This window comes from Psychrobacter sp. H26 (genome assembly GCF_059073035.1).
This window is the reverse complement of the sequence record NZ_JCACRW010000001.1, coordinates 484199-501418: the sequence shown is the minus strand read 5'-3', so window position 1 is coordinate 501418 and position 17220 is coordinate 484199. Positions and strand designations below refer to the sequence as shown.

General features: G+C 48.5%; 4 protein-coding genes. 1 reads left to right on the top strand and 3 read right to left on the bottom strand.

The features are described from left to right. The first annotated feature begins 29 nt into the window (after nucleotides 1–29). Nucleotides 30–1007 (top strand): glycosyltransferase family 2 protein, encoded by a 978-nt coding sequence (locus tag AC5JPT_RS02090; protein WP_493856909.1) that lies wholly within the window; start codon nucleotides 30–32, stop codon nucleotides 1005–1007. A gap of 30 nt (nucleotides 1008–1037) precedes the next feature. Here AC5JPT_RS02090 and AC5JPT_RS02085 read toward each other — a convergent pair whose 3' ends face one another. From AC5JPT_RS02085 to AC5JPT_RS02075, 3 genes are all read right to left on the bottom strand, one after another. Continuing rightward, nucleotides 1038–1853 (bottom strand): hypothetical protein, encoded by an 816-nt coding sequence (locus AC5JPT_RS02085; protein WP_493856908.1) that lies wholly within the window; start codon nucleotides 1851–1853, stop codon nucleotides 1038–1040. Nucleotides 1854–1932: 79 nt separating this feature from the next. Then, complete coding sequence (locus tag AC5JPT_RS02080; RefSeq protein ID WP_493856907.1) at nucleotides 1933–2580, bottom strand: glutathione S-transferase; 648 nt, start codon at nucleotides 2578–2580, stop codon at nucleotides 1933–1935. Between the two features lie 239 nt (nucleotides 2581–2819). After that, nucleotides 2820–17192: an Ig-like domain-containing protein gene (locus AC5JPT_RS02075; protein WP_493856906.1), complete on the bottom strand. Its 14373-nt coding sequence runs from the start codon at nucleotides 17190–17192 to the stop codon at nucleotides 2820–2822. Nucleotides 17193–17220: the final 28 nt, after the last annotated feature.

Here is a 17220-nt window from a genome sequence, read left to right as displayed (position 1 = left end):
GTAATATAATAGCGAGACGAGCATACACAATGACCATTGTTAATAATACCAATACAGCACCGATAACCATTATCACGACTTGCTATGGACGTAACCGCCACCTTTATAATTTGCTCAGCAGTCTAGAGCACAGTAGCATAAGACCGGCTGAGGTCATCATCGTCAATGATGATGCCGACTGTGACCGACTGGCTGATTTTTCATTGAATATCATAAAGTTACCGACTACTATTCAATCATCTACGAATGATAACTGCGATACACAGACTGCAGCGTTTGATATCGGTCACAATCGCAATCTTGGGGCGCAGCATGCTATTCATGACACCCTGATATTCTTAGATGTCGATTGTATCGTCGCCCCTACATTTATTGAGCACATGTATCACAAGCTCAGGCAACATCCCGATGCGCTATTGATGGGACAACCGCGCTATCTCACCCGACCTTTGTCAGATGTAGAGAGTACACAATTACAAAGCAACCATTCGCTGCTTTCTTTTCTAAATGAGCTGTCTGTTTATAACCCTTATCGGTATAACTTTGATGAGACAGACTCAATTCCTACCGAAACCGGGATAACAGCGATCAAGAGAACTGATGATTACGGAGCTTTTTGGAGCTTATGTTTTGCTATTAAAAGACAGACTTTCGACGATATTGGTGGCTTTGATACTCAATATACAGGCTACGGCGCAGAGGACACAGATTTTGCCTTTAGCGCGCGTCAGTTGAATATTGATTTTTACCTTACTGCCGATGTGATCTATCATCAGCAGCATAGTGTGTATAGACCGCCCCTCAATCACTTAGATAGTATCATTATCAATGCCAATCGTTTTTATCAAAAATGGCAGTGTTGGCCCATGGCAGGATGGCTGTCACAATTTGCTGACATGGGGCTGATTGATTGGGCAGAAGAACAGTCTTCACCCATAGCTGTGAGACGGCAGCCTAGCGACGATGAAGTAAAGCATGCCCACTGTCCAAATGCGCCTTACGTTTAGCTGTAACCGACATGCTCGGTGATAATTATTTTAGTATCGATGGATAGATACCCTAGGCGGTAATGCGCTCATCTCCTGACGTTCAAACGCCCAGTTGTGACCGTGCCAAAAATGAGCCGTTTTATCATTATCGTTAAAGCCGATTAAGAGTAGCTCTAACGGCAGCTCTGTTTTTTGGGTATGATGCACATACTCTCGAGCTGCTAGCATCAACCGATATAACAAAAAACCTGACGAAGGTGCTGACGAATGAATATCTACAAAATATGGATAGTCAGCAACAACTGCATGACGTTCTGATAGCACGCTACAATAAGTAGGGCTCATCAACAACTCTTGCATTGGAAAAGGAACATTCAAAACGCGATGAGTGACAATAGGGTCATCGTCAGGGTTTGGGTCGTCAGTCAGCGATGGAAACGGATAAGATTGATTGCTCGTAAATATACCTAACGGGGCTGTTTTTGCCATTTGCTCCATCATGGAGAGGTTATTGCTTCTAGGCGGTAAGCCAAAATGCAGTTTGCTATCGCCAATTTGCCGAAAAAATAAGAGCTTAGGTAATAAACTTATTGCCTGATGGTTGGCAAAGAAATCAGCGTGGATAAAATGGTTAAATAGCACTAGGACATCATCAGGCTGTAACAATTTCTCAAGCTGCGCTGTCGTGATTGCAGGATTGTTTGCAATTAAGATAACTCGCTTGGATTGTTCTAGTGCTGTTTGTATGACGACTGGTAGCGTTAAAAAAGCCTCTTTCACCTTGTCTGTGGTGCTGGATATATATTTATTTTTATCAGATATCGATACACTGCGTTGGTGCATTGGGGTATTTATATTAGACATAGTAGCCTTATTTGATATAGCGTTTTATATACTACTCTACTCTCACTGTAATTTTTCATGGATCGATTTGGCACCCATACTAAGTAGGAAAAACAACCACCTCATCGCCTTCCTGCCATGGTTGAAACTTAGTCATAGCTTGGACAAATAATGGATGCTCAAGCCAATGTTGTAGCCATCGCTGTAAGTTTGAATAGGGCAAATTATAGAAAACCTCACGATCCACATGGGCAAACTGACGTACAAAAGGCATGATACCAATGTCTGCAATGGTTGGATTATCTCCTAATAAATAGATATTATCAGTCAATAAGCTCTCTAAAACTTGTAAAAACGCTTCTCCCTTCTCTCGGTACTCGGACTGAGTCATCTCAGGGTGACGATCGGCATACTTGTAGCGATCTAACCACTGCTTGAACTCGTTGTCATTTTGTCCGATCAAAGACTTGGCTTGAGATTGAGATTTGTTATCGAGTAACCCCTGCGGATCTGTCTGCTTAAGCGCCCACATCATTATCTCCAAACTCTCTTCAATCACTGTCTCCTCTGTTACCTGTAAGACGGGCACAGTACCTTTTGGACTGATCGCTAGCATGTGCTCTGGTTTGTTCTTTAGCGTGATTTCTCGCAGCTCAACTGGTACCTTGGCAAATAAAAGTGCAAGGCGAGCGCGCATAGCATAGGGGCAACGGCGAAAGGTGTATAGGCGTGGCAGTGAAGCATTCATAGTTATTTCCATAATGGACAACGGGTTATATTTCGCTGACTTTTTATTGTGTGAGTTTATAAACTCTATTTTACAGCAAAGGTAGTACTGTCTTTACCTCTAGTTATAACTATTCTTGACTATAAGTAAGATAGATTTTGAGTAATCTTATCAAATTATAATATCACTGTAGGCACATATCAAAAAAACGCCCCCATTTGGGAGCGCTTTCTTTGTTATTTGCTAGTGGCTAATGATTCTTAAATCACATTGTCATCAATCGCAGTTTGTACATATAGCTTGGCAGAGTTAGCACCATCTTGATATAAGTCATAACCAACTTGATCAGATGTAGCTGATTTAGTCATGTCCGATATATTAACAGTGTCTGTACTATCGCCTTTGATGAATAGCTCATTGTTGTTATCAGTGATACTAACCACATCACTCAGCCCCAAGCTCAGGGTTTGAGCGGTGTCATTGGTCATATCGATAGTCTCAAAATTAACGACTTGAGTCATATCATTACTAGCAACAACATTGAGATCATTAACTAGCAACGTATCATTATCTTGAATATTGGCTGAGCTTTCGCCTTCACCTCCATCAACGACAAGATCGTTCCTATCAAACACTACAGTATCGCTACCACTACCACCGAACAACGAGTCTATACCGCTCAAACCAATTAGAGTATCGTCTCCATCGCCACCTTCTATCACTTCAGCTTGGTTAGTTCCTACTAAGTAATCATTATCGGCAGTAGTGCGCGATGGAATACTGTTAATTGAGTCTGGGCTTTGAGGCGCTGCGTACTCATTGTAGTTTAGCGTTACCGTTGAGCTGGCTGTGTCACCATCAGAGTCCTGATATTCGAATGAGAATACATCAATGTCGTCTGCATTGGGATTAACGATATCAGCGATATTGTCTGCTGCATTGAATGTATAGCTCCCATCGGCATAACCAATAAACACACCATAATCAGTTTGGAACTCATAATTAGTTGCATCACTGTCAGTATTAATGGTGGTAATTGTGCCGTCACTATCTGTTGTCGATACACCAGACCAAACAATACCAGTTCCAGTCGAGTTAAGGTAATTAACTGTATCAGCACCAACCGCAACTTTTCCTTCAACGACGATATTATTACTTAACTTTGGTAGTGGGTTTAGTGGCGTCAACTTGCCAATGACGTCATAAGTATTTTCTTGACCTTCTTCACTATTGACCACGAAAGTACCTGCGTCATCCAATGCAGGGTTATAGTCAGAACCATCTAACACGAGATCCGTATCAACGATGCCATCATTATTCGTATCAACTCTATCTATGACTCCGTCGCCATCAGTATCTTCAGCACGCTGACCTGTAGTACTATACACAATATAGTCAAGTCTGCCATCGCCATTGATATCGACAGCATCATTTATGTTATCACCATCAAAATCAATACCGTCTGAACCACCATTCTTGTTAGAATCAATATAAGCAATATCGCCATTGCCAAGAATAGTATATCTAAAACCTGTTGCTAGATTAGCTACAAATTGTGCATCCCCTTTATCTCCTAAAATACCGTTTCCATTCAAGTCATAATAGTTAGTGCCATTAGATACTTGGTTAACAAACGCATTAGTTGAAAATAATTTTCCTATTGCAGAGTATAAAGACTCATCAACTCTACCATCACCATCGTTATCAATGCCATCATAGCCTTGATATATTTTCAGGAAATCTTTGTTTTTGTCGGAGTCAATAGTGGAACCTGTATCTTGATTGGCAAGTGTGATATCAAGTTGATACTGTTGACCAGCGATATCAATAATTTTCGAAGCATTTGGTATGACAATAAAATCGCTCTGTACAAAAACATCTGAGTAAGTGTCAGTGTCCAACCCAAAAGTAGCCGTTGTAAAATTATTAGGAGTTTCGTTATGCTTCAACAAATAGTCAACATTTACCGTTTCAGAGTTACCATTTACATCCATTGTGAAATCAATGTTTAGCGTTGTCTCAAGTAAAACACCACCGTCTCCAAATACACCAAAGTTGATATGTGAGAAGTCACCCAAATCAAGATTGGTCTCGAACTTAATTTCCTCACCAGCACCTTGATAAGTAGTATTTTCATAGGTGGTATAGCCTGCAGGAGAGCTATTTGCATCTACTGGTCTACCCCAATAGATACCTTCATCTAATGAATCTATATATGGATTACCATCTGGTGCTGTATAAGTTGCATCTTGTTCAGCAGATAGTACACCCGTCGTACCATAATCGCGACTAGGTACCGTAGTGCCAGGGTTATTAGCTGCTGGATTATTTGCTACTAGATAGTTTTGATTATCTGTATTAGTTGGTTGGGTAAATAAGGTTTCAGTAAAGCCTGTTTGTAAACCACTAATAGTAATTGTCTCTTGCTGTACATCGATATTCCAAACCACTGGTTGAGGCGCTGGAGAGTCATCTTCAATGATAGCTAACAGCTCATCAGATTGTACTAATGACTCAATAGCCGACGCATTTTCGAACACCTCAACACCGAAGTTGACAGACAATATACCCTCAACATTATCATCTTGCGTATGATCTACAGGAGCTCCCAATGTAACATCATAACCAAATTGATAACCGTCAGTAATGACTTCTTTATTACCATTTAGGCTTATGGTCAGGACATTCTGTATTTGGGTGATGTTATTACTGTCTATGTATTCATATTCACCAATGATATTTCCTGTGGCTGAATCAATTCTAAAAATAACAGGGTTACCTTGGCTCATAATATTGTTGCCAGTTGTTGGCAATGTAAATCCAACCACGGCATCTGCTAAGTCTGTATCGGTGTCGGTTACTCTAATCCAATTATCAACCGTATCAGATGCAGAGTCAGTGGTATCTAATGTTGAGTTTGGATCGCTATCTGGATTGCCACCTTCTAGCCCCTCTTCAGAAACGCGACCTGGTAATGCTACCTCAACTCTAGTCAGCTGATCATAATCAACCGTGATAGTCGCTGAATCCGATTTTAAGCCCGTTCTATCCGATACAACATAGTCTACAGGTGTTGGATCACCCGTATAACCGTTCTCTGGTGTAAAAGTCACAGCCCCAGAGGTAGGATCAACGACCCATTCCCCTTCGCCTGTAACCGTCAAAGTAGTCACTTCAGCGTTACCATCTGGATCGATCAGCTTAACAGTAGTTGGGTCGAGATCGTTTTCAACATCAGTATCATTAGCTACCACAGCGACTGTGATTGGGTCACCAAATGGTTGGTTTAATTTTTGATCATCTACGGCCACTGGGGCGGTTTGTGGGTAGTCGATGGTGACCGTGGCTTCGTTCGATACCAAACCGTTGATGTCTTCAACGCTATAGCTGATTGGGGTTGGGTCTGCGGTAAAGCCATCTTCTGGGGTAAAGCTGATTGCCCCAGTGTCTGCATCCACACTCCAGCTGCCTTCGCCATCTACCACGACCGATTTGCCATCAGCGGCAATGGTGCCACCGGCTGGTGATTGGGTGATGATGACGGTGGTTGGGTCAAGATCTTCTTCAGCATCGGTGTCGTTGGCCACCACGTCTACCACGACAGTCTCACCAGAGTCACCAGTGTCTGCATCATTCTGTGCCACTGGGGCGGTTTGTGGGTAGTCGATGGTGACCGTGGCTTCGTTCGATACCAAACCGTTGATGTCTTCAACGCTATAGCTGATTGGGGTTGGGTCTGCGGTAAAGCCATCTTCTGGGGTAAAGCTGATTGCCCCAGTGTCTGCATCCACACTCCAGCTGCCTTCGCCATCTACCACGACCGATTTGCCATCAGCGGCAATGGTGCCACCGGCTGGTGATTGGGTGATGATGACGGTGGTTGGGTCAAGATCTTCTTCAGCATCGGTGTCGTTGGCCACCACGTCTACCACGACAGTCTCACCAGAGTCACCAGTGTCTGCATCATTCTGTGCCACTGGGGCGGTTTGTGGGTAGTCGATGGTGACCGTGGCTTCGTTCGATACCAAACCGTTGATGTCTTCAACGCTATAGCTGATTGGGGTTGGGTCTGCGGTAAAGCCATCTTCTGGGGTAAAGCTGATTGCCCCAGTGTCTGCATCCACACTCCAGCTGCCTTCGCCATCTACCACGACCGATTTGCCATCAGCGGCAATGGTGCCACCGGCTGGTGATTGGGTGATGATGACGGTGGTTGGGTCAAGATCTTCTTCAGCATCGGTGTCGTTGGCCACCACGTCTACCACGACAGTCTCACCAGAGTCACCAGTGTCTGCATCATTCTGTGCCACTGGGGCGGTTTGTGGGTAGTCGATGGTGACCGTGGCTTCGTTCGATACCAAACCGTTGATGTCTTCAACGCTATAGCTGATTGGGGTTGGGTCTGCGGTAAAGCCATCTTCTGGGGTAAAGCTGATTGCCCCAGTGTCTGCATCCACATTCCAGCTGCCTTCGCCATCTACCACGACCGATTTGCCATCAGCGGCAATGGTGCCACCGGCTGGTGATTGGGTGATGATGACGGTGGTTGGGTCAAGATCTTCTTCAGCATCGGTGTCGTTGGCCACCACGTCTACCACGACAGTCTCACCAGAGACACCAGTGTCTGCATCATTCTGTGCCACTGGGGCGGTTTGTGGGTAGTCGATGGTGACCGTGGCTTCGTTCGATACCAAACCGTTGATGTCTTCAACGCTATAGCTGATTGGGGTTGGGTCTGCGGTAAAGCCATCTTCTGGGGTAAAGCTGATTGCCCCAGTGTCTGCATCCACACTCCAGCTGCCTTCGCCATCTACCACGACCGATTTGCCATCAGCGGCAATAGTGCCACCGGCTGGTGATTGGGTGATGATGACGGTGGTTGGGTCAAGATCTTCTTCAGCATCGGTGTCGTTGGCCACCACGTCTACCACGACAGTCTCACCAGAGTCACCAGTGTCTGCATCATTCTGTGCCACTGGGGCGGTTTGTGGGTAGTCGATGGTGACCGTGGCTTCGTTCGATACCAAACCGTTGATGTCTTCAACGCTATAGCTGATTGGGGTTGGGTCTGCGGTAAAGCCATCTTCTGGGGTAAAGCTGATTGCCCCAGTGTCTGCATCCACACTCCAGCTGCCTTCGCCATCTACCACGACCGATTTGCCATCAGCGGCAATAGTGCCACCGGCTGGTGATTGGGTGATGATGACGGTGGTTGGGTCAAGATCTTCTTCAGCATCGGTGTCGTTGGCCACCACGTCTACCACGACAGTCTCACCAGAGTCACCAGTGTCTGCATCATTCTGTGCCACTGGGGCGGTTTGTGGGTAGTCGATGGTGATGGTAGCTGGGTCAGACTTTAAGTTGGTGCTGTCCACTACGATGTAGTCTACAGGTGTTGGATCACCTGTATAACCGTCCTCTGGGGTGAAAGTCACAGCGCCTGAGGTAGGATCAACGACCCATTCTCCTTCGCCTGTGACCGTCAACGTAGTTACTTCATCACCATTGTCTGGGTCAATTAGCTTGACGGTCGTTGGGTCGATATCATTGTCAAAGTCTTCGTCATTACCTAATACAGCAACGGTAACTGGCTCTCCAGTGATACCTGTTTGGTTATCATCCGCTGCTCTTGGCGCCGTTGGTGGATAGTCGACAACGATTGTCGCTGGATTAGACGTTTGACCAGTGATATCAGAGACCACATAATCTACAGGCGTAGGGTCATTAGTAAAACCAACTTCTGGTGTAAAGGTCACAGCGCCAGAGGTAGGATCAACGACCCATTCCCCTTCGCCTGTGACCGTCAACGTTGTTACTTCATCACCATTGTCTGGGTCAATTAGCTTGACGGTGGTTGGGTCAAGGTCACCCTCAGCATCGCTATCGTTATTCAAGATGTCGACAGTCACAGGAGTATTCAAAGGACCGACGCCTACGTCATTCTGTGCCACTGGGGCGGTTTGTGGGTAGTCGATGGTGACCGTGGCTTCGTTCGATACCAAACCGTTGATGTCTTCAACGCTATAGCTGATTGGGGTTGGGTCTGCGGTAAAGCCATCTTCTGGGGTAAAGCTGATTGCCCCAGTGTCTGCATCCACACTCCAGCTGCCTTCGCCATCTACCACGACCGATTTGCCATCAGCGGCAATGGTGCCACCGGCTGGTGATTGGGTGATGATGACGGTGGTTGGGTCAAGATCTTCTTCAGCATCGGTGTCGTTGGCCACCACGTCTACCACGACAGTCTCACCAGAGTCACCAGTGTCTGCATCATTCTGTGCCACTGGGGCGGTTTGTGGGTAGTCGATGGTGACCGTGGCTTCGTTCGATACCAAACCGTTGATGTCTTCAACGCTATAGCTGATTGGGGTTGGGTCTGCGGTAAAGCCATCTTCTGGGGTAAAGCTGATTGCCCCAGTGTCTGCATCCACATTCCAGCTGCCTTCGCCATCTACCACGACCGATTTGCCATCAGCGGCAATGGTGCCACCGGCTGGTGATTGGGTGATGATGACGGTGGTTGGGTCAAGATCTTCTTCAGCATCGGTGTCGTTGGCCACCACGTCTACCACGACAGTCTCACCAGAGTCACCAGTGTCTGCATCATTCTGTGCCACTGGGGCGGTTTGTGGGTAGTCGATGGTGACCGTGGCTTCGTTCGATACCAAACCGTTGATGTCTTCAACGCTATAGCTGATTGGGGTTGGGTCTGCGGTAAAGCCATCTTCTGGGGTAAAGCTGATTGCCCCAGTGTCTGCATCCACACTCCAGCTGCCTTCGCCATCTACCACGACCGATTTGCCATCAGCGGCAATGGTGCCACCGGCTGGTGATTGGGTGATGATGACGGTGGTTGGGTCAAGATCTTCTTCAGCATCGGTGTCGTTGGCCACCACGTCTACCACGACAGTCTCACCAGAGTCACCAGTGTCTGCATCATTCTGTGCCACTGGGGCGGTTTGTGGGTAGTCGATGGTGATGGTAGCTGGGTCAGACTTTAAGTTGGTGCTGTCCACTACGATGTAGTCTACAGGTGTTGGATCACCTGTATAACCGTCCTCTGGGGTGAAAGTCACAGCGCCTGAGGTAGGATCAACGACCCATTCTCCTTCGCCTGTGACCGTCAACGTAGTTACTTCATCACCATTGTCTGGGTCAATTAGCTTGACGGTCGTTGGGTCGATATCATTGTCAAAGTCTTCGTCATTACCTAATACAGCAACGGTAACTGGCTCTCCAGTGATACCTGTTTGGTTATCATCCGCTGCTCTTGGCGCCGTTGGTGGATAGTCGACAACGATTGTCGCTGGATTAGACGTTTGACCAGTGATATCAGAGACCACATAATCTACAGGCGTAGGGTCATTAGTAAAACCAACTTCTGGTGTAAAGGTCACAGCGCCAGAGGTAGGATCAACGACCCATTCCCCTTCGCCTGTGACCGTCAACGTTGTTACTTCATCACCATTGTCTGGGTCAATTAGCTTGACGGTGGTTGGGTCAAGGTCACCCTCAGCATCGCTATCGTTATTCAAGATGTCGACAGTCACAGGAGTATTCAAAGGACCGACGCCTACGTCATTCTGTGCCACTGGGGCGGTTTGTGGGTAGTCGATGGTGACCGTGGCTTCGTTCGATACCAAACCGTTGATGTCTTCAACGCTATAGCTGATTGGGGTTGGGTCTGCGGTAAAGCCATCTTCTGGGGTAAAGCTGATTGCCCCAGTGTCTGCATCCACACTCCAGCTGCCTTCGCCATCTACCACGACCGATTTGCCATCAGCGGCAATGGTGCCACCGGCTGGTGATTGGGTGATGATGACGGTGGTTGGGTCAAGATCTTCTTCAGCATCGGTGTCGTTGGCCACCACGTCTACCACGACAGTCTCACCAGAGTCACCAGTGTCTGCATCATTCTGTGCCACTGGGGCGGTTTGTGGGTAGTCGATGGTGACCGTGGCTTCGTTCGATACCAAACCGTTGATGTCTTCAACGCTATAGCTGATTGGGGTTGGGTCTGCGGTAAAGCCATCTTCTGGGGTAAAGCTGATTGCCCCAGTGTCTGCATCCACACTCCAGCTGCCTTCGCCATCTACCACGACCGATTTGCCATCAGCGGCAATAGTGCCACCGGCTGGTGATTGGGTGATGATGACGGTGGTTGGGTCAAGATCTTCTTCAGCATCGGTGTCGTTGGCCACCACGTCTACCACGACAGTCTCACCAGAGTCACCAGTGTCTGCATCATTCTGTGCCACTGGGGCGGTTTGTGGGTAGTCGATGGTGACCGTGGCTTCGTTCGATACCAAACCGTTGATGTCTTCAACGCTATAGCTGATTGGGGTTGGGTCTGCGGTAAAGCCATCTTCTGGGGTAAAGCTGATTGCCCCAGTGTCTGCATCCACACTCCAGCTGCCTTCGCCATCTACCACGACCGATTTGCCATCAGCGGCAATGGTGCCACCGGCTGGTGATTGGGTGATGATGACGGTGGTTGGGTCAAGATCTTCTTCAGCATCGGTGTCGTTGGCCACCACGTCTACCACGACAGTCTCACCAGAGTCACCAGTGTCTGCATCATTCTGTGCCACTGGGGCGGTTTGTGGGTAGTCGATGGTGATGGTAGCTGGGTCAGACTTTAAGTTGGTGCTGTCCACTACGATGTAGTCTACAGGTGTTGGATCACCTGTATAACCGTCCTCTGGGGTGAAAGTCACAGCGCCTGAGGTAGGATCAACGACCCATTCTCCTTCGCCTGTGACCGTCAACGTAGTTACTTCATCACCATTGTCTGGGTCAATTAGCTTGACGGTCGTTGGGTCGATATCATTGTCAAAGTCTTCGTCATTACCTAATACAGCAACGGTAACTGGCTCTCCAGTGATACCTGTTTGGTTATCATCCGCTGCTCTTGGCGCCGTTGGTGGATAGTCGACAACGATTGTCGCTGGATTAGACGTTTGACCAGTGATATCAGAGACCACATAATCTACAGGCGTAGGGTCATTAGTAAAACCAACTTCTGGTGTAAAGGTCACAGCGCCAGAGGTAGGATCAACGACCCATTCCCCTTCGCCTGTAACGGTCAACGTTGTTACTTCATCACCATTGTCTGGGTCAATTAGCTTGACGGTGGTTGGGTCAAGGTCACCCTCAGCATCGCTATCGTTATTCAAGATGTCGACAGTCACAGGAGTATTCAAAGGACCGACGCCTACGTCATTCTGTGCCACTGGGGCGGTTTGTGGGTAGTCGATGGTGACCGTGGCTTCGTTCGATACCAAACCGTTGATGTCTTCAACGCTATAGCTGATTGGGGTTGGGTCTGCGGTAAAGCCATCTTCTGGGGTAAAGCTGATTGCCCCAGTGTCTGCATCCACACTCCAGCTGCCTTCGCCATCTACCACGACCGATTTGCCATCAGCGGCAATGGTGCCACCGGCTGGTGATTGGGTGATGATGACGGTGGTTGGGTCAAGATCTTCTTCAGCATCGGTGTCGTTGGCCACCACGTCTACCACGACAGTCTCACCAGAGTCACCAGTGTCTGCATCATTCTGTGCCACTGGGGCGGTTTGTGGGTAGTCGATGGTGACCGTGGCTTCGTTCGATACCAAACCGTTGATGTCTTCAACGCTATAGCTGATTGGGGTTGGGTCTGCGGTAAAGCCATCTTCTGGGGTAAAGCTGATTGCCCCAGTGTCTGCATCCACACTCCAGCTGCCTTCGCCATCTACCACGACCGATTTGCCATCAGCGGCAATAGTGCCACCGGCTGGTGATTGGGTGATGATGACGGTGGTTGGGTCAAGATCTTCTTCAGCATCGGTGTCGTTGGCCACCACGTCTACCACGACAGTCTCACCAGAGTCACCAGTGTCTGCATCATTCTGTGCCACTGGGGCGGTTTGTGGGTAGTCGATGGTGACCGTGGCTTCGTTCGATACCAAACCGTTGATGTCTTCAACGCTATAGCTGATTGGGGTTGGGTCTGCGGTAAAGCCATCTTCTGGGGTAAAGCTGATTGCCCCAGTGTCTGCATCCACACTCCAGCTGCCTTCGCCATCTACCACGACCGATTTGCCATCAGCGGCAATGGTGCCACCGGCTGGTGATTGGGTGATGATGACGGTGGTTGGGTCAAGATCTTCTTCAGCATCGGTGTCGTTGGCCACCACGTCTACCACGACAGTCTCACCAGAGTCACCAGTGTCTGCATCATTCTGTGCCACTGGGGCGGTTTGTGGGTAGTCGATGGTGATGGTAGCTGGGTCAGACTTTAAGTTGGTGCTGTCCACTACGATGTAGTCTACAGGTGTTGGATCACCTGTATAACCGTCCTCTGGGGTGAAAGTCACAGCGCCTGAGGTAGGATCAACGACCCATTCTCCTTCGCCTGTGACCGTCAACGTAGTTACTTCATCACCATTGTCTGGGTCAATTAGCTTGACGGTCGTTGGGTCGATATCATTGTCAAAGTCTTCGTCATTACCTAATACAGCAACGGTAACTGGCTCTCCAGTGATACCTGTTTGGTTATCATCCGCTGCTCTTGGCGCCGTTGGTGGATAGTCGACAACGATTGTCGCTGGATTAGACGTTTGACCAGTGATATCAGAGACCACATAATCTACAGGCGTAGGGTCATTAGTAAAACCAACTTCTGGTGTAAAGGTCACAGCGCCAGAGGTAGGATCAACGACCCATTCCCCTTCGCCTGTGACCGTCAACGTTGTTACTTCATCACCATTGTCTGGGTCAATTAGCTTGACGGTGGTTGGGTCAAGGTCACCCTCAGCATCGCTATCGTTATTCAAGATGTCGACAGTCACAGGAGTATTCAAAGGACCGACGCCTACGTCATTCTGTGCCACTGGGGCGGTTTGTGGGTAGTCGATGGTGACCGTGGCTTCGTTCGATACCAAACCGTTGATGTCTTCAACGCTATAGCTGATTGGGGTTGGGTCTGCGGTAAAGCCATCTTCTGGGGTAAAGCTGATTGCCCCAGTGTCTGCATCCACATTCCAGCTGCCTTCGCCATCTACCACGACCGATTTGCCATCAGCGGCAATGGTGCCACCGGCTGGTGATTGGGTGATGATGACGGTGGTTGGGTCAAGATCTTCTTCAGCATCGGTGTCGTTGGCCACCACGTCTACCACGACAGTCTCACCAGAGTCACCAGTGTCTGCATCATTCTGTGCCACTGGGGCGGTTTGTGGGTAGTCGATGGTGACCGTGGCTTCGTTCGATACCAAACCGTTGATGTCTTCAACGCTATAGCTGATTGGGGTTGGGTCTGCGGTAAAGCCATCTTCTGGGGTAAAGCTGATTGCCCCAGTGTCTGCATCCACACTCCAGCTGCCTTCGCCATCTACCACGACCGATTTGCCATCAGCGGCAATGGTGCCACCGGCTGGTGATTGGGTGATGATGACGGTGGTTGGGTCAAGATCTTCTTCAGCATCGGTGTCGTTGGCCACCACGTCTACCACGACAGTCTCACCAGAGTCACCAGTGTCTGCATCATTCTGTGCCACTGGGGCGGTTTGTGGGTAGTCGATGGTGATGGTAGCTGGGTCAGACTTTAAGTTGGTGCTGTCCACTACGATGTAGTCTACAGGTGTTGGATCACCTGTATAACCGTCCTCTGGGGTGAAAGTCACAGCGCCTGAGGTAGGATCAACGACCCATTCTCCTTCGCCTGTGACCGTCAACGTAGTTACTTCATCACCATTGTCTGGGTCAATTAGCTTGACGGTCGTTGGGTCGATATCATTGTCAAAGTCTTCGTCATTACCTAATACAGCAACGGTAACTGGCTCTCCAGTGATACCTGTTTGGTTATCATCCGCTGCTCTTGGCGCCGTTGGTGGATAGTCGACAACGATTGTCGCTGGATTAGACGTTTGACCAGTGATATCAGAGACCACATAATCTACAGGCGTAGGGTCATTAGTAAAACCAACTTCTGGTGTAAAGGTCACAGCGCCAGAGGTAGGATCAACGACCCATTCCCCTTCGCCTGTGACCGTCAACGTTGTTACTTCATCACCATTGTCTGGGTCAATTAGCTTGACGGTGGTTGGGTCAAGGTCACCCTCAGCATCGCTATCGTTATTCAAGATGTCGACAGTCACAGGAGTATTCAAAGGACCGACGCCTACGTCATTCTGTGCCACTGGGGCGGTTTGTGGGTAGTCGATGGTGACCGTGGCTTCGTTCGATACCAAACCGTTGATGTCTTCAACGCTATAGCTGATTGGGGTTGGGTCTGCGGTAAAGCCATCTTCTGGGGTAAAGCTGATTGCCCCAGTGTCTGCATCCACACTCCAGCTGCCTTCGCCATCTACCACGACCGATTTGCCATCAGCGGCAATGGTGCCACCGGCTGGTGATTGGGTGATGATGACGGTGGTTGGGTCAAGATCTTCTTCAGCATCGGTGTCGTTGGCCACCACGTCTACCACGACAGTCTCACCAGAGTCACCAGTGTCTGCATCATTCTGTGCCACTGGGGCGGTTTGTGGGTAGTCGATGGTGACCGTGGCTTCGTTCGATACCAAACCGTTGATGTCTTCAACGCTGTAGCTGATTGGGGTTGGGTCTGCGGTAAAGCCCGCCTCTGGGGTAAAGCTGATTGCCCCAGTGTCTGCATCCACATTCCAGCTGCCTTCGCCATCTACCACGACTGATTTGCCATCAGCGGCAATGGTGCCACCGGCTGGTGATTGGGTGATGATGACGGTGGTTGGGTCAAGATCTTCTTCAGCATCGGTGTCGTTGGCCACAACGTCTACCACGACAGTCTCACCAGAGTCACCAGTGTCTGCATCATTCTGTGCCACTGGGGCGGTTTGTGGGTAGTCGATGGTGATGGTAGCTGGGTCAGACTTTAAGTTGGTGCTGTCCACTACGATGTAGTCTACAGGTGTTGGATCACCTGTATAACCAACTTCTGGTGTAAAGGTCACAGCACCTGAGGTAGGATCAACGACCCATTCCCCTTCGCCTGTAACAGTCAACGTTGTTACTTCATCACCATTGTCTGGATCAATCAGCTTGACGGTTGTTGGGTCGATGTCGCCCTCAAGGTCGGTGGCGTTATCTAGCACATTGATGACGACTGGCTGACCAACACTGCCTGTTTGAATCTCATCTTCAACGTTTGGCGCCGTTGGTGGGTAGTCGACGGTTATAGTGGCTTGATTGGATTTGTTGCCAGTCAAGTCAGACACTATATATGCCACTGGGGTTGGGTCCGCGGTAAAGCCCGCCTCTGGGGTAAAAGTGACTGCTCCTGTTTCTGGATTCACGCTCCATGTGCCTTCACCCGGTACGGTTAGACTGGTGACTTCAAGTCCAGTATTTGGATTGATCAGTTTGACACTAGTTGGGTCGATGTCGCCCTCAAGGTCGGTGGCGTTATCTAGCACATTGATGACGACTGGCTGACCAACACTGCCTGTTTGAATCTCATCTTCAACGTTTGGCGCCGTTGGTGGGTAGTCGACGGTTATAGTGGCTTGATTGGATTTGTTGCCAGTCAAGTCAGACACTATATATGCCACTGGGGTTGGGTCCGCGGTAAAGCCCGCCTCTGGGGTAAAAGTGACTGCTCCTGTTTCTGGATTCACGCTCCATGTGCCTTCACCCGGTACGGTTAGACTGGTGACTTCAAGTCCAGTATTTGGATTGATCAGTTTGACACTAGTTGGGTCGATGTCGCCCTCAAGGTCGGTGGCGTTATCTAGCACATTGATGACGACTGGCTGACCAACACTGCCTGTTTGAATCTCATCTTCAACGTTTGGCGCCGTTGGTGGGTAGTCGACGGTTATAGTGGCTTGATTGGATTTGTTGCCAGTCAAGTCAGACACTATATATGCCACTGGAGTTGGATCAGCAGTAAAGCCCGCCTCTGGGGTAAAAGTGACTGCTCCTGTTTCTGGATTCACGCTCCACGTGCCTTCACCCGGTACGGTTAGACTGGTGACTTCAAGTCCAGTGTTTGGATTGATCAGTTTGACACTAGTTGGGTCGATGTCGCCCTCAAGGTCGATAGCACTACTTAACAAAGTAATAGTAACCGACTGCCCCAAACTACCAGCTATAACTTCATTTTCTACCAATGGCGGCGTATTATCTTCAATGAGGGTGTCATCTCGACTATTGCTACTTGTACTCGCTAATAGTCCGGCAATTCCCAATCCAGCAGCAGCAGGTATCCACCAAGGGATGACAGCTGCATAGACTTCCCCGCCCAATGCTTGCCCTTCCACGTCACCCACTTCTAATTGAGTAACATAATCATAGGTTTCACCAGTATCTGGAATATAGTAGTAATACTCACCATCTTCAGCAATACCTAGTAGAGCACTATCTGCACTGTCGTAAAAACCTTCAATAATAAGATCGCTCTCTTCGCCTTTTTTTTCAAATGAGACATGGAGGTCGTTCTTAATACGTTTAGTAATAATATGGTTAGGAGCACGGTTTATGGCATTGTCATGAAACTCGTAATTCACTCTTTCTGAGGCTTGAATAACTGTAGGTATGCCATCTTTTGTGACGACTTCTATCTGGCTTACAGTCTCAGTAGTATTATTAGTTTTTACGACGATAGTATTCATTGGTTACCCTTTTTTAAATGCTTTGTTG